The 15,073-nt window shown below is 71.1% G+C and carries 13 protein-coding genes; 10 read left to right on the forward strand and 3 right to left on the reverse strand.

All coding sequences use genetic code 11. The features are described from left to right. The 10 genes from DI269_RS05890 to DI269_RS05935 form a co-directional block, all read left to right on the forward strand. Positions 1 to 808: hypothetical protein (locus DI269_RS05890; protein ID WP_157974784.1), on the forward strand; the 808-nt coding region annotated here is incomplete at its 5' end. Positions 809 to 1,112: 304 nt separating this feature from the next. Next, positions 1,113 to 2,363 (forward strand): methyltransferase, FxLD system, encoded by a 1,251-nt coding sequence (gene fxlM / locus DI269_RS05895; protein WP_112134184.1) that lies wholly within the window; start codon positions 1,113 to 1,115, stop codon positions 2,361 to 2,363. A gap of 297 nt (positions 2,364 to 2,660) precedes the next feature. Continuing rightward, positions 2,661 to 4,484 carry a CASTOR/POLLUX-related putative ion channel gene (locus tag DI269_RS05900; protein WP_198667191.1) on the forward strand — a complete coding sequence of 608 codons (1,824 nt, stop codon included), beginning with the start codon at positions 2,661 to 2,663 and terminating at the stop codon, positions 4,482 to 4,484. Between the two features lie 153 nt (positions 4,485 to 4,637). Further along, positions 4,638 to 6,410: an ABC transporter ATP-binding protein gene (locus tag DI269_RS05905; protein WP_112134186.1), complete on the forward strand. Its 1,773-nt coding sequence runs from the start codon at positions 4,638 to 4,640 to the stop codon at positions 6,408 to 6,410. A gap of 477 nt (positions 6,411 to 6,887) precedes the next feature. Then, positions 6,888 to 7,940: a glycerophosphodiester phosphodiesterase family protein gene (locus tag DI269_RS05910; RefSeq protein WP_198667192.1), complete on the forward strand. Its 1,053-nt coding sequence runs from the start codon at positions 6,888 to 6,890 to the stop codon at positions 7,938 to 7,940. Between the two features lie 185 nt (positions 7,941 to 8,125). After that, the gene (locus tag DI269_RS05915) at positions 8,126 to 9,082 is read left to right on the forward strand and encodes an ABC transporter substrate-binding protein (RefSeq protein ID WP_112134187.1); all 957 of its coding nucleotides are present in this window, start codon (positions 8,126 to 8,128) and stop codon (positions 9,080 to 9,082) included. A 23-nt stretch (positions 9,083 to 9,105) separates the two neighbouring features. Further along, positions 9,106 to 9,918: an ABC transporter permease gene (locus tag DI269_RS05920; RefSeq protein ID WP_112134188.1), complete on the forward strand. Its 813-nt coding sequence runs from the start codon at positions 9,106 to 9,108 to the stop codon at positions 9,916 to 9,918. Beyond that, on the forward strand, positions 9,915 to 10,682 hold the full coding sequence (locus DI269_RS05925) for an ABC transporter permease (RefSeq protein WP_112134195.1): 768 nt from the start codon (positions 9,915 to 9,917) through the stop codon (positions 10,680 to 10,682). Before DI269_RS05920 ends, DI269_RS05925 begins: the two co-directional genes overlap by 4 nt. Next, on the forward strand, positions 10,683 to 11,456 hold the full coding sequence (locus tag DI269_RS05930; RefSeq protein ID WP_112134189.1) for an ABC transporter ATP-binding protein: 774 nt from the start codon (positions 10,683 to 10,685) through the stop codon (positions 11,454 to 11,456). It begins immediately after the preceding gene. Further along, complete coding sequence (locus DI269_RS05935; RefSeq protein ID WP_112134190.1) at positions 11,453 to 12,607, forward strand: 4-hydroxybenzoate 3-monooxygenase; 1,155 nt, start codon at positions 11,453 to 11,455, stop codon at positions 12,605 to 12,607. The genes DI269_RS05930 and DI269_RS05935 overlap by 4 nt, the downstream gene beginning before the upstream one ends. Here the strand turns inward: DI269_RS05935 and DI269_RS05940 are convergent. The 3 genes from DI269_RS05940 to DI269_RS05950 form a co-directional block, all read right to left on the reverse strand. Continuing rightward, positions 12,595 to 13,188, reverse strand: coding sequence for a GNAT family N-acetyltransferase (locus DI269_RS05940; RefSeq protein ID WP_198667193.1), 594 nt, complete (start codon positions 13,186 to 13,188; stop codon positions 12,595 to 12,597). The genes DI269_RS05935 and DI269_RS05940 overlap by 13 nt on opposite strands. A gap of 100 nt (positions 13,189 to 13,288) precedes the next feature. Then, a complete protein-coding gene (locus DI269_RS05945) occupies positions 13,289 to 14,086 on the reverse strand; it encodes a VOC family protein (RefSeq protein ID WP_112134191.1) in 798 nt (265 codons plus the stop codon). A gap of 83 nt (positions 14,087 to 14,169) precedes the next feature. Then, positions 14,170 to 14,985 carry a VOC family protein gene (locus tag DI269_RS05950; protein ID WP_112134192.1) on the reverse strand — a complete coding sequence of 272 codons (816 nt, stop codon included), beginning with the start codon at positions 14,983 to 14,985 and terminating at the stop codon, positions 14,170 to 14,172. Positions 14,986 to 15,073 lie beyond the last annotated feature (88 nt).

The raw sequence follows: 15,073 nt of genomic DNA on the forward strand, positions 1-15,073 counted from the left end.
CAGCCTCGCCGGCCGCGACGCCGCGCCCGAGGCCGCCGCGCCCTCGGCCCCGCCCGACCTGAGCGCGACCGCCGAGATCCGGCGGTCCTTCATGGCCCCCGGCATCGTCGCGATCGCGGTGACCAACCACGGCGACGCCCCCGTTCAGGTCCGCGGGGTCGAGCTCCTCACGGAGTCCTTCGCGCCCTTGGGCGTCCAGGAGTTCGACGCCCACGTCCCCCCGAGCGTCAACGCCCGCGACCTCCTCACCTCCTACGGCGAGGCCCGTTGCCCCGACGGCGTCGACTCGACCGCCGAACCGGCATCGGTCGTCCTCGACGTCGAGACCGAGGACGGCGCGACCCACGAGGTCATCGCCGAACTGTCGTACCCCAACGGCACACTCGACCGGCTGCTCCGGGAAGCCTGCGCCGCCCAGGCGATCGCCGCCTCCACCGCGATCGAACTCGGCGAGCTGACCGAAGCGGCCGACGGCACATTGGAAGGGGGGTTGACACTGCGGCCGCTGGACGGGGCCGCGATCGGCGCGACCGAAGTCCGCGGCAGCGTCCTGTTCACCGTCGTGTCCGAGCCCCTCGCGGCCGGACCCGTTGCGGGCGCCCCCGGCGAGTCCATCGTGGTCCCGCTCGGCTTCGACGCCTTCCGCTGCGAAGGCCACGCCGTCGGCGACGCCAAGCAGCCCTTCGGCTTCACCGTCTGGGTCACCATCGACGGCGGCGACCCCATCGCCACGCCGCTGCCCGTCCCCGACCCCCAGCGCGAAGCCCTCTGGGCGATGCTCGACACCCGCTGCGGCCGCACCGACTGACCCGATCGCCCGCCTCCACACCCGCGGTGCGACACGATCCGGTGAAACCCGACCGGCTGCGACCAGCCTGCGCCTGCGCGGCACCGGCTTCGCGACCGTCCGGCTCGCCGCCCGCGACCGTCCACAACCTCGAACCCGCCCGCACTGTCGGACCCGTCGGGCATCGTTGAAACGGGGGACGCTCACGACGCCCGATTTGCACAGACCCTCCGAAACGCTCCCGACTTCACGCCCGGGCGTGGCGGGCGTCTCCGAGGCCGAAGTGGAGGAGGCGGCCCCGGCGCCGCCGCAGTACCCTTGACCGGTGGGTGATCACACCGATACCTCCGGTAACGAAGCGCATAAACTGCGAACCCGCCTCGTCGGCGGCCTGCGCACGAGCGGCGTGCTCCGGAGCGAATCGGTCGAGACCGCGATGCTCGCCGTCCCGCGCCACCGCTTCATCCCCGAGGCGCCCCTGCGCGCCGCCTACGCCGACGACGTCTACGTCACCAAGCGCAACAGCGAAGGCGACGCCGTCAGCTCCGCCTCCCAGCCCTCCATCGTCGCCGAGATGCTCGAACAGCTCGACGTCCGCCCCGGCCACCGCGTCCTGGAGATCGGCGCCGGCACCGGCTACAACGCCGCCCTCCTCGATGCCCTCGTCGGCCACGAAGGCTCGGTGACCACGGTCGACATCGACGCCGACACCGTCGAGCGCGCCCGCCGCGCCCTCGACCAGGTCGGCTGCGAGCGCGTCCGGACCGTCCGCGCCGACGGCGAACTCGGCTGGCCCGACGGCGCCCCCTACGACCGCGTCATCGCCACCGTCGGCACCTGGGACCTGCCCCCGGCCTGGTGGGACCAGCTGGCCGAAGGCGGCCGCCTCGTCGCGCCGCTGAGCATCCGCGGCTGCGAGCACTCGGTCGCCTTCGACTACGTCGGCGGCGTCATGCGCAGCCGCTCCATCGTCAGCTGCGGTTTCATGCCCATGCGCGGCCGCGGCAGCCACGAGGGCACCACCGTCGAGCTCTCCAGCGGCCGCATCCTCGCCTTCCACGTCGACAGCGAGGTCGAGGCCGCCGGCGCCGAAGGCGCGCTCGACGGCCGCGGCTCCACCGTCTGGACCTCCGTGCGCCTCAAGGTGAACGAGGACGCCACCCAGCTGTCCCTCTGGCTCGCATGCGCGTTCCCCGGGTACGGGCGCATGAGCGCCCCCTTCGGCGACCACGGCCTCCAGCGCCTGCTCATGCGCTGGGCCAACCCGGCCGTCGTCGAAGGCGCCGACTTCGCGTACGTCGTGTGCCGGAAGGTCCCCGGCGGCAACGAGATCGGCGTGCGCGGCCACGGCCCGAACGGCGCCGAGCTGGCCGCCCGGGTCGCCGCGGAGGCGAACCTGTGGGACCGCGAGTGCCGCGACGGCGTGAGCCTCCAGATCACCGCCTACCGCATCGGCGGCCCGACCGGGAGCGTGGCCGAGGGGCCCGAGGACGGCGCGGAGCCGCGCTTCACCGTCCCGAAGCGCCACACCCGCTTGGCGATCCGCGTCGCGCCGGTGGTCGACGCCCTCGGATAGCGGCCTGCCGGAACCGCCGCGGACGCCCGTTCTAGGGTGGGGGTCGGTGTACGCCCGCCGCCTGCCGCGCCGTCCCTCCGCGACTCCTCCGGCCCCGGGTGACCCCGAGTAGCGAAATCGCTTCGACCGGTCGCAGTGGACGCAATGCGCTAATAATGGTCGTCGCCCCGAGAACCTCCCGGCCCCCACTCGCCTCCGCCCCGAGTCGGTCGGACGACACATGCAATCTGAGAAAGGACGCCCCCGATGTCCGATCCGACATTCAAACAGCGGGCTCGCTATTGGTTCGACAACACCATGTCGAAGGGTACGAAAGCGCTCATCGGATGGCTCACCGTCATCACGCTCGCACTCACTGCCATCGGTGCCGTATTCCTGCTGTTCGTCGGCAAAGGCGATGGCGTCGCAGGGACATTGTGGACATCGTTCATCCACATCCTCGACGCGGGAACGATTACCGGAGAGTCCGAAGTCGGCTATCCGTACATGTTGATCATGTTCCTCACCACCATCGGCGGCCTGGTCATCCTCTCCTCGCTCGTCGGTGTGCTGACCACCGGCCTCGACGCGAAGCTCGAAGAGCTCCGCAAGGGCCGCTCGCTCGTCGTCGAGAAGGACCACACCGTCATCCTCGGCTGGTCCGACCAGGTGTTCATCATCATCTCGGAGTTGGTGGAGGCCAACGAGAGCGAGAAGCGCGCGGTCATCGCGATCCTCGCCGACCGCGACAAGGTCGAGATGGAGGACGAGGTCCGCTCGAAGCTCCCCGACCTGAAGACCACGCACGTCGTGTGCCGCACCGGCGACCCCGCCGACCCCGACGACATCGCGATCGTCAACCCCGGCCAGGCCAAGAGCATCATCCTGCTCACCTCCGCCGAGGACGACCCGGACGCGCAGCTCGTCCGCAGCCTCCTCGCCGTCACCCAAGGCGGCCAAGGGGACCTGAAGTGCCACGTCGTCGGCGCGGTCTCCGAGAGCCGGAACCTCCCCGCGGCCCGCCTGGCCGGCGGCCGCGGCGCGCACGTCGTCGACGCGAACGACCTCATGGCCCGCCTCATGGTCCAGACCTGCCGCCAGTCCGGCCTCTCGGTCGTCTACACCGACCTGCTCGACTTCGGCGGCGACGAGATCTACATGGTCGAGGAGCCGAACCTGTTCGGCCGCCCGCTGAGCCAGGCCCTGCACTCGTACCGGACCTCCTCGCTCATCGGCGTCCTCACCAAGGACGGCCGCTGCATCGTCAACCCGCCCTCGAACGCCCCGCTCCAGCCCGGCGACAAGCTCATCCTCATCGCCTCCGACGACTCCGCGATCAAGCTCGACGGCTCGCGCCCGGTCATCGACGAGTCCGCGATCGTCGCCCGCGCCGAGGCCAAGAACCGGCCCGAGCGCACGCTCATCCTCGGCTGGAACGCCAAGACGCGCATGGTCCTGGAGCAGCTCGACCAGTACGTCGCGCCCGGCTCGGTCACCGACGTCGTCACCGACCACCCCGACGCGGCCGAGGCGATCCGCAAGATCGGCCCGACCATGCGCGTCCAGGGCCTGAACTTCAAGCAGGACGACACGACCGACCGGCTCCTGCTCGAATCGCTCAAGCCCGGCTCGTACGACCACATCATCGCGTTGTGCTCGGACGACGTCGCGCCGCAGCTCGCGGACTCGAAGACGCTCGTGACGCTGCTCCACCTGCGGGACATGTCGCAGCGCTCGAACACGCGCTTCAAGGTCGTCTCGGAGATGGCCGACGACCGCAACCGCACGCTCGCGCAGGTCACGCAGGCCGACGACTTCATCGTCAGCGACAAGCTCATCAGCCTGCTGCTGACCCAGACCGCCGAGAACCCGCACTTGTCGCACGTGTTCGGGAACCTGTTCAGCCCCGAGGGCTCGGAGATCTACCTCAAGCCCGCCGACCACTACGTGCGCCCGGGCGTGCCGGTCAACTTCTACACGGTCGCCGAGTCGGCGCGGCGCCGCGGCGAGACCGCGATCGGCTACCGCGTCGTGGCCGAGGCGCAGCGGGCGCCGAGCTACGGCGTCCACCTGAACCCGGACAAGTCGGTGCAGATGATGCTCCAGGCGACCGACAAGATCATCGTGCTCGCCGAGGACTGAGGCCGGGCACCGCGGGTCTTACGACCTTTGGCGGAGTCCGATTTGCACCTTCGAGCGGAGGCCGGTGTCGGTCCTCCCGGGTAGCTTCGATGGAGTCCGCAACACCCGGCGGACGCAGCACCGACGACGCTGCACTTCATTGAAGGAACCAGGATGACCGACACCACCGCGCCGGCTCCGGCCGCCGAACCCGAGGCTCCGGCCCGGGCCCCGATCACCCGATTGTGGGCGTACGCCCGCCAGCACCTCCGCCTGCTCCTCATCGGCGGGGCGCTCTCGTTCGCCGGCGGGATCGTCGGCCTCGTCCAGCCGCTCATCGCGATGGACGTCATCGACACCCTCGCCGCGAACGAGTCCCTCACCCGGCCGCTGCTCTACCTCTCGGCCGTGGTCGTGGTCGGCGGCGCCCTGAGCGCCCTCGGCCCCTACCTCATGCAGATCGCCGGGCAGGACGTCGTCCTGACCGTGCGCAAGCAGCTCATCGGGCGCCTCGTGCGCCTCCAGGTGGCCGAGGTCGACCGGCTCAAGCCCGGCGACCTGGTCTCCCGGCTGACCTCCGACACGAACCTCCTGCGCACGGTCGCCAGCACCACCGTCATCGGCGGCGTCACCGACTCGTTCATGATCCTCGGCGGCATCGGCCTCATGGCCTGGCTCGACCCGGTCCTGTTCGGCACCACCATGGCCATGGTCGCGATGGTCACGGTCATGATGCTGTTCATCATGCCGCGCATCCAGAACGCCACGGTCGACTCGCAGAAGGCCCTGGGCGACATGGGCTCCCTGCTGGAGCGCATCTTCAGCGCGTTCCGCACCGTCAAGGCCTCCGGCGCGGAGGACCACGAGATCGCCCGCCTCGACCGGGCCGCCACCACGGCCCGCGACAAGGGCGTCAAGGCCTCCTTCTGGGAGGCCCTCGCGGGCGTCGCCGCGTTCATGCCGGTGAACATCGCGTTCCTGCTGGTCCTCGGCGTCGGCGGCGCGCGCGTCGCCTCCGGGGCCATGGAGGTCGGGACCCTCATCGGCTTCCTGCTGCTGCTGTTCTACCTGATGGGCCCGATCAGCGGCCTGGTCGCCTCGCTTTCGCAGCTCCAGACCGGCCTCGCCGCGATCCACCGCGTCGAAGAGGTCGCGAACCTCGACTCCGAAGCGGCCCAGGACGAACCGCGCGCCACCGTCGCCGCGGGCCCGGCCCGGGTCGTGTTCGAGGACGTGACCTTCCGGTACGCCGAGGACCTCCCGTTCGTGCACCACGGCGTGACCTTCGCATCGAGCGGCCGCGGCCTGACCGCGCTCGTCGGGCCTTCCGGTGCGGGCAAGACCACCGTGTTCTCGCTGATCGAGCGGTTCTACCCGGCGACCACCGGCAGCGTCTCGGTCGACGGGATTGACGTGCGCGACTGGCCGCTCGAAGACCTGCGCGGCGTCATCGGCTACGTCGAGCAGGACGCGCCGGTCCTCGACGGCACGCTCCGCGAGAACCTCGTCATGGCCAACCAGCATGCCTCGGAGGCCGAGATCGAGGACGTCGTCAAGACCGCGCGGCTCACCGAACTGGTCGAGAAGCTCCCCGACGGCCTCGAATCGCGCATCGGCTACCGCGGCACCACGCTCTCGGGCGGCGAGCGCCAGAGGGTCGCGATCGCTCGGGCGCTCCTGCGCAAGCCGCGCCTGCTGCTCCTCGACGAGGCGACCTCGCAGCTCGACGCCGCGAACGAGGCGTCGCTCAAGCAGGTCATGCTCGACGCGGCCGAGTTCACGAACGTCCTCGTTGTGGCCCACCGCCTCTCGACGGTGACCAGCGCCGACCAGATCGTGGTCTTCGACGCCGGCGTCGTCCGCGCGGTCGGCACCCACGCCGAGCTCGTGGAGAAGGACGACCTCTACCGCGACCTGGCCGCCTCCCAGCTGCTCACGGCCGCATGAGAAGCGACGCACGACAGGGCCGGGCCGCTCCGCGGCCCGGCCCTGCCTCGTCCGGATTCGGGCGGCGGATTGATATTCGCGGGCTTCGATGCTTGACCTTCGGCGGCGGGTGTATGAAGATGTCTTAGAAAGCGGTTCCTATCGCTTTCGAAGGCTGGACGGAGCGATTCTTACTGCGAAGGCGCCGAATACGGCGCCGAAAGCAGAAACCGGTTCCCGGATCACCGGAGCGGTGCTGCCGAACCGCTGCGCCCGGCCTGGGCCCGCCGCTCCGGTGACCGGACAGATGGTCGAGGTGGTGCATGCCGGGGTGGCCACCACCGCCGGAGCGGCGGTCCGCGTCGTAGGGTGAATCGCCCGATTTCTTCCAGGCTTCAGGTTCCGTTCAACTACGGTCCCGCGCGAATACGGGCGCGCGCGGTTGGCTGAGGGTTACCCGGGCCGTCACGGCCCTCCCCCCACGAAAGGTGGACGCAGATGTCCCGCAAGGGCGCCCTCCTTCGCGGCGCGGCCGCACTCGCCGCCGCCGGCGCGCTGATCGGCCTCATGGCCGCCCCGGCCGCCGCGAAGCCGCATCACCCCGGCCACGGCCACAACGACGACCCGATCGTCATCGCCCACCGCGGCGCCAGCGGCTACCTGCCCGAGCACACGCTGGAGGCGTACGCCCTCGCGGTCGAGCTCGGAGCGGACGTCATCGAGCCGGACCTGGTGCTGACCAAGGACGGGGAGCTGCTCGCCCGCCACGAGCCGGTCCTGGACGAGACCACCGACATCGCCCAGCACCCCGAGTTCGCGGACCGCAAGACCACCAAGCTCGTCGACGGCCTCCCCGTCACCGGCTTCTTCGCCGACGACTTCACCCTCGCCGAGCTCAAGACCCTCCGCGCCGAGGAGCGCCTGCCGGCCGTGCGCCCGCAGAGCGCCGCGCACGACGGCGAGTTCGAGCTCGTCACCTACGACGAGGTCCTCGACTTCGTGGACGACCTCGACCGGAAGGTCATCACCTACCCCGAGATGAAGCACCCGTCCTACTACGAGGACAAGGGCCAGAGCATCGAGGACGCGCTCGCCGACCTCCTGGAGGAGCGCCGGCTCGACAAGCGCCGCTCACCGGTGTGGATCCAGTCGTTCGAGTACGACAGCCTGCTCACCATCGCCGAGCGCGTGGACAACCGGATCGGCCTGAACATCGACGGCCAGGGCGAGATCCCCGACGCCCGGCTCGACGAGTACGCCGAGACCCTGGACACGGTGAGCCTCAACAAGAACCGCATCATCCCGCGGGACGCGAACGGCTACCTGCTGGCGCCGACCGACGTGGTCGAGCGGGCGCACGAGCGCGGGCTCGACGTGCACGTGTGGACGTTCCGTAACGAGAACCAGTTCCTGCCCGCCGACTTCCGCGAAGGCAGCGGCGGGGCGACGTGGGGCGACTTCGAGGCCGAGTACGAGCTGTTCTACTCGCTCGGCGTCGACGCCGTCTTCAGTGACTACCCGGACAAGGCGATCGCAGCCCGCGACTGCTAGACCGGGTCGCGAACCCAGGATTCGCAACCGAGAAAGAGGGGCCGCCCTGCCGCCGGGGCGGCCCCTCGTCGTGTTCCAGAGGTCTTGACCGGGGGCGGTGGATCTACTAGTTTCGATATGTGAACGAGTATTCGCATGGCGAACACTCGGTGCCGTCACCTCACTCCTCCCCGGAAGGCACCCTCATGAAACGTCGATTCGCCCTGTCCGCCATCGTGTTCGCCCCCGTCGCCGCCGCGGCCGCCGCCTGCGGGGGTGAGGACGACACCTCGGAAGGCGGTGTGGACGCCGTGTCGGTCGGGGTGATCCCGATCGTCGACGTCGCGCCCATCTACCTCGGGATCGAGCAGGGCTTCTTCGAGAAGCGCGACATCGAGGTCGAGCTGACCGCCGCCCAGGGCGGCGCGGCCATCGTGCCCGGCGTGGCCGCCGAGGAGTTCGACTTCGGGTTTTCCAACATCACCTCGCTCCTCCTCGCCCAGTCCTCCGGTCTGCCGATCGAGATCGTCGCCAACGGCGTCGCCTCCACCGGCGTCGAAGGCGAGGACTTCGGCGCCGTCATGGTCGCCGCCGACAGTCCCATCCAGACGCCCGCCGACCTCGCGACCGCCACCGTCGCCGTCAACACCCTCAACAACATCGGCGACACGACCATCCGCGAGTCCGTCCGCCTCGACGGCGGCGACCCCACCGACATCGGCTTCACCGAGGTCGCCTTCCCCGACATGCCCGCCCAGCTGTCCGCCGGGAACGTCGACGCCGCCTGGGCCGTCGAGCCCTTCAAGTCCATCATCGAGGCCGAGGGCGGCCGCCCCGTCGCCTGGAACTACGTCGACGCCGCCCCCGACCTCACCGTCGCCGCCTACTTCGCCACTTCCGAACTGGTGCAGGAGAACCCGGACCTCGTCCAGCGGTTCGCCGAGGCCATCGCGGAGTCCTTGCAGTACGCGACGGACAATCCCGATGCCGTGCGCGATATCCTGGGCACTTACACCGACATCAGCCCCGAGATCCGCGCCGCCCTGACCCTGCCGGCCTTCCCCGCAGAGGTCAACCGCGACTCGGTGGAACGCCTCGCCGAACTCGGCGAAGCCGACGGCATCTTCGAGAACCCCCCAGACGTGGACGCGCTCCTGCCATGAGTCCCCAGAGTTTCATGAGTTCCATGAGCTTCAAGCGATTCCACTCCTCTAGACCCCGGCCGCGTCCAGTCCCACCGCTGCTCCTCGGCGCGGCCGGGGTCGCCGCGGCCCTGCTCGCCGGTCAGCTCCTCCCGCTCACGCCCCTGGTGAACCCCAGGTACTTCCCGACGACGACCACCGTCCTCGCCGCCCTCGCCGACGACCTCGCGCGCGCCGAGTTCTGGCGCGCCCTCGCCGACACGCTCATCGCCTGGGCCGCAGGGCTCGCCATCGCCGTCGCCGCCGGCGCGGCCCTCGGCATCCTCATCGGGTCCCTCCCGCCCGTGCGCGCCGCGACCGCCTCCACCATCGAGTTCCTCCGCCCGATCCCCTCGGTCGCCCTGGTGCCCCTGGCCGTCCTCCTGTTCGGCACCCGCCTGCCCTCGACGCTCCTCCTCGTCGTCTACGCCGCGTTCTGGCAGGTCCTCGTCCAAGTCCTCGCCGGAGTCCGCGACATCGACCCCGTCGCCGCCGACACCGCGAAAAGCCTGCGCCTCACCAGATGGCAGCGCCTGACCCGCCTCGCCTGGCCCACCGCCCTGCCCTACCTCATGACCGGGGTCCGCCTCGCCGCCACCGTCGCGCTCGTCCTCGCCGTGACCGCCGAACTCGTCATCGGCTCCCCGGGCCTCGGCCACGAGATCGCCGTCGCCCAGACCTCCGGCGCCGCCGAGCGCATGTACGCGCTCATCCTCGTCGCCGGAGCCCTCGGCGTCCTCGTCAACCTCGGCGTGCGCGCCCTCGAACGAGAAGTCCTCTCCTGGCACCCGGCCGTGCGAGGCGGTGCCCAGTGGTGAACGCGATCCGCAAGGCGCTCCTGGCGATCGGCCTCCCCGCCGTCCTCTTCGCGGCCTGGTGGCTCGCCTCCGCCGGCTCCACCAGCTTCTACTTCCCGCCCCTGTCGGCGATCATCGCCGAGTTCGGCGAGACGTGGACGGCCGAACGCTGGCGGGACGACGTCCTCCCCAGCGTCGCCCGCCTCGGCGCCGGATACGCCCTCTCCTGCATCGCCGGCATCGCACTCGGCGTCCTTATCGGACGGACGCGCTGGCTGTTCCGCCTCACCGAGCCCGTCCTCGAATTCGCGCGGGCCGTGCCGCCGCCGGTGCTCGTGCCCGTGATCATGCTGTTCGCCGGGATCGGCGACGGCATGAAGGTCGCCGTGATCGTCTCCGGCAGCGTCTGGCCGATCCTGCTCAACACCGTCGCCGGAGTCCGCTCCGTCGAACCGGTCCAGCTCGACACGGCCGCCGCATACCGCCTGGGCCGCACCAGGACCCTCCTCGAAGTGGTCCTGCCGAGCGCGAGCCCGCGCATCGTCACCGGGATGCGCCAGGCCCTCGCCATCGGCGTGATCCTCATGGTCATCAGCGAGATGTTCGCCGCCCAGTCCGGGCTCGGCTTCGCGATCGTCCAGTTCCAGCGCAGCTACGCCATCCCCGCGATGTGGAGCGGCATCCTGCTGCTCGGCTGCCTCGGCGCCGCGCTCGCCGCGCTGTTCAACGTATTCGACCGTGCGGTCCTGCACTGGTACCACCATCAGCGAGCCGAGGAGGCCTGAGTGCTCGAAGTCGCCGGGATCGGCAGGGACTACCGCGTCGACGGCGGGACGCATACCGCCGTCGACTCCCTGAGCTTCCAAGTGGCCGAAGGGGAACTGGTCTGCATCGTGGGCCCCTCGGGCTGCGGCAAGACCACGCTGCTGCGCATGTGCGCCGGGCTCCTCGCCCCCACCCGCGGCCGCGCCCTCGTCGACGGCCGCGAAGTGGACGGCCCGCCCGAGGGCACCGCCGTCGTCTTCCAGGAGTACGGCCGCAGCCTCTTCCCGTGGATGCGCGTGGGCGCCAACGTCGAACTCCCGCTCAAGCGCCTCGGCCTCACCCGCGGTGAGCGCCGCAACCGCGTCGCCGAAGCCCTCCGCCTCGTCGACCTCGAAGGCAAGGAACGGGTCTGGCCCTGGCAGCTGTCCGGCGGCATGCAGCAGCGCGTCGCCATCGCCCGCGCCGTCGCCTTCCGCCCCCGGCTCCTGCTCATGGACGAGCCGTTCGCCGCCGTCGACGCCCAGACCCGCGCCGACCTCGAAGACCTCATCCGCGACCTGTGGTCCCGCCTCGGCATCACCGTCGTGTTCATCACCCACGACATCGACGAGTCCGTCTACCTCGGCCAGCGCGTCCTCGTCCTCTCCTCCCCGCCGACCACGCTCCGCGCCGAGATCCACGTCGACCTCGGCCCCGACCGCGACCAGCTGGAGACCCGCTCCGGCCCCGCGTTCGCGAAGCTCCGCGCCGCCGTGTGGCGGGAGATCCAGGCCGCCAAGCGGGGCGGCGAATGAAGACCCGAGTCGCGATCATCGGCGCCGGGCCCGCCGGGCTCCTCCTCGCGCACCTGCTGTCCGCCAAGGGGATCGACGTGGTCGTCCTGGAGCGCCGCAGCCGCGAGCACTGCGAGTCGCGCGTGCGCGCCGGCGTCCTCGAACAGGGCACCGTCGACACCCTCGTCGAGGCCGGCCTGGGGGAGCGGATGCTCGCCGAAGGCCACGTCCACCACGGGATCGAGCTGCGCTTCGGCGGCGCCGGCCACCGGATCGCGTTCGAGGACCTCGTCCCCGGCCGGGCCATCACCGTCTACGGCCAGCAGGAGGTCGTCAAGGACCTCATCGCCGCGAACCTCGCCGCGGGCGTGGACCTGCGCTTCGACGTCGACGACGTCGCGATCGGCGGCCTCGACCGCCCCCACCTCACCTTCGGCGGGCAGCGCCTCGACTGCGACTTCATCGCCGGATGCGACGGCTTCCACGGCATCTCGCGCGCCGCCGTCGCCGCGCATCTCGACGTGTTCGAGAAGACCTACCCGTTCGCGTGGCTCGGCGTCCTCGCCGACGTCGCCCCCTCCGCCCCCGAGTTGATCTACGCCGCCTCCGAACGCGGCTTCTCCCTGCACTCGATGCGGTCCGACTCGGTCAGCCGCTTCTACCTCCAGGTCCCGCCCGACACCCGCCCCGAGGACTGGAGCGAGGACGCCATCTGGGCCGAGCTCAAGGCCCGCCACGAGACCGTCCCCGGCTTCACCCTCGCCACCGGGCCGATCACCCAGGTCGACGTGGCCGCGATGCGGTCCTTCGTCGCCGAGCCCATGCGCGTCGGGCCCCTCCTCCTCGCCGGGGACGCCGCGCACATCGTCCCGCCCACCGGCGCGAAGGGTCTCAACCTGGCCGTCGCCGACGTCAGGGTCCTCGCCCGCGCCCTGGGGGAGCACTACCGAAGCGGCAGTGACGAACTCCTCGACGCGTACTCGGCGACCTGCCTCAGGCGCGTGTGGCGCGCCCAGCACTTCTCGTGGTGGATGACGACGCTCCTGCACCGCTTCGAGTCCGACGACTACGACCGGCGGCTCCAGCGCTCGCACCTCGACTACGTCGCGCGCTCACGGGCGCAGGCGACCGCGCTCGCTGAGAACTACGTGGGCCTGCCCTACGACGACTGAGGAATATTGAGTTCGAAGTGGACGGTCTGGAACGGCTCGCCCGCCTCGCCCCGCGCCTCGTTGACCGCGACCCGCTCGTCGAACAGGACCGTCCCGCGCCGCGCCCAGAACTCGACCGCGCCCGGCGTCCGCGCGTCGGTGTGCAGGTACACGCCCGTGTACCGCTCCCGGGAAGCGACGAAGTCCAGGCACGCGTCGACGAGCGCGCCCGCGAGGCCGCGGCGGCGGTGCTCGGGACGCACGTACACCCGGTACAGGCTCGCCGTGCGGCCCTCCTCGAACCGGGACGCGACCTCGACCGGGTGCGGCGGCGAGACCGGGGTCTGCCCGCGCACCCCCGCGGTCGCGACCACGAGGCCGCCCTGTTCGGCGATGAAGAGCGCGTTGTCCTCCGGCGCCAGGTAGTACGCCTCGATGTCGATGATGTCCGAGTGCCACCGCGGCAGGTAGCCGTGCCCGAAGTCCCGGTAGACGGTGTCGAGCATGACCGAGCGCGCCTGCGCGAGGTCCGGCGGCTCCGCCTGGCGCAGCACGTAACCCGACACGCCTCTGACGTCGCTCTCGACCGCGGTACTCGACATGTCGGCCATTATTGCACCGGATTTGCAATAAGCGCCGCCCCGCGAGACGAGCCCCACTCCGACACCGGGGAAGGCGCCGTCCAGGCGCCCCCGCCCGCCGCTACCCCCACTCGCGCGGGGAGTGCACACCGACGACGGTCCCGCTCGGCGCCGCGACGCCCGCGATCCGCAGGCCCGGCACGTCCATCGGCTCGGCCGCCACGGTCCCGCCGAGGTCCCGGGCCCGGGCCGCGACCGCGTCGGCGTCGCCGACGGCGACCATGACGCTCCACTGCGACGGGATGCCCTTCTCGAAGCTCTCGGCCGCATGGCAGCCGCCGAACTCCGCACCGCCACCGCCCGGGCTCAGCGACGCGTACGGCCGCGGGTTCGCCGGGTCCTCCCACGGCGGCACGTCCACGTTCCAGCCCAGCAGCTCCTGGTAGAACCGCATGGCCTCGGCCGGGACGCCGTCGAAGTGGTACTCGGCCCACGCGATCGCGTTCGGCTCGCCCCACGCCCCGAACCCCGTCGCCGGGTCGAGCGCCTCCACGACGCCGAACGACGCCCCGTTCGGGTCGCTGAGCATCGCGAACCGGAGCATCCCTCCCACGTCCTCGGGACCGGCGTCCAGGGACGCCCCGAGCCGCCGCGCCTCCCCGACCGAGGCGTCGCAGCTCCCGACCTTGAACTGGAGGTGCAGCGTCTTCGAGGGCGCCATGCCGGGAGGCGCGGGCATGATGCCCATGACCGGGCGCGGTTCGGCCCCCGGCAGGGAGAACGTCGTGTAGTTCCCGAACTCCTCGCCCGCGTCCTCGGAGGACCAGCCGAACAGGCCCTCGAAGAACGCGGTGTCGGCCCGCAGGTCGGAAGTGAGGGAGTCCGCCCAGATCGGGGCTCCCAGTGCGATGTCGGCCATGGCGCGCTGCTCCTTCAGAGGGTCGTGGTGCGCTGACCCCCCTCACCGTGGCACGCGGGATCGACACGCGAGCGGCTTTCGGACTACTCCCGCGACGACATGACCGTGAAGAACGCGCCCGTCGGGGACGTCAGGACCGCCATCCGCCCGCCCGGGTCGTCCACCGGCGCGACCGCGACCGTCCCGCCCAGGTCCACCGCCTTCGCGGCGGTCAGGTCCACCGAGTCCGTCCCGAAGCACACCGTCCAGTGCGGCTTCATCTTCAGCTCCGGGCCCAGCGCCATCCGCGCGCCCCCGAACTCGACGTGGTGGCCCCTGATCGCAAGGCCCTCATGGGTCCACAGGCCCACGTACGGCGCGTCCCGCTCCGGCCCGCCGCCCTCGGGGGCCTTCAGCGACCAGTTCAGCAGCTCCGAGTAGAACTGCATCGCCTCCACCGGCGCCCCGTCGTACACGTACTCGAACCACACGATCGCCCCCGGCTCGTTCCGCGCCGTGAACCCCACCTTGTCGCTCAGCGGCTCGAACAGGCCGAACGCGCCGCCGTCCGGGTCCTTGAGCGCCGCGTACACCAGGTCGTCGCCGACCCGGATCGGGTGGCTCGTGATCGTCGCGCCCAGCTTCTCCGCCTCGGCCACCGTGGTCACGCAGTCGCCCGCGTGGAACGCCACGCCCCACGACGAGCCCGGATCGCCCGAGGCGCTCTCCGCGATCCCCGCGACGGCCCGCGCCTCCGAGACCGTCGTGCCCAGGCACAGCTCCGTGTAGTGCCCGAACTGCTCGCCCGAGTCGAACGCGGCCCAGTTGAACAGCCGCATGTAGAAGTCGAGGTCCCCGGACAGGTCCGGGGTCACGGCGTCGGCCCAGATCGGGGCGCCCAGGGGAATCGAGGTCGGCACGGCTGCGTCCTCCAAAACGGGTCGGTGGCGTCCAGCCTCCCAGGCCCGTGCGGTACAGGCAAGGGGCGGCGGCACCGGGATGCCCGGT

Origin of the sequence: Glycomyces dulcitolivorans, assembly GCF_003265355.1 — a bacterium.
In the GTDB taxonomy this organism is placed as follows: Bacteria; Actinomycetota; Actinomycetes; order Mycobacteriales; family Micromonosporaceae; genus Glycomyces; species Glycomyces dulcitolivorans.

Coding starts and splice junctions, on each gene's coding strand:
- DI269_RS05945 (WP_112134191.1), bottom strand. CDS start 14,086: ATGGCCGACATCGCACTGGGAGCCCCGATCTGGGCGGACTCCCTCACT.
- DI269_RS05900 (WP_198667191.1), top strand. CDS start 2,661: ATGTCGAAGGGTACGAAAGCGCTCATCGGATGGCTCACCGTCATCACG.
- DI269_RS05915 (WP_112134187.1), top strand. CDS start 8,126: ATGAAACGTCGATTCGCCCTGTCCGCCATCGTGTTCGCCCCCGTCGCC.
- DI269_RS05935 (WP_112134190.1), top strand. CDS start 11,453: ATGAAGACCCGAGTCGCGATCATCGGCGCCGGGCCCGCCGGGCTCCTC.
- DI269_RS05905 (WP_112134186.1), top strand. CDS start 4,638: ATGACCGACACCACCGCGCCGGCTCCGGCCGCCGAACCCGAGGCTCCG.
- DI269_RS05910 (WP_198667192.1), top strand. CDS start 6,888: ATGTCCCGCAAGGGCGCCCTCCTTCGCGGCGCGGCCGCACTCGCCGCC.
- DI269_RS05920 (WP_112134188.1), top strand. CDS start 9,106: ATGAGCTTCAAGCGATTCCACTCCTCTAGACCCCGGCCGCGTCCAGTC.
- DI269_RS05940 (WP_198667193.1), bottom strand. CDS start 13,188: ATGTCGAGTACCGCGGTCGAGAGCGACGTCAGAGGCGTGTCGGGTTAC.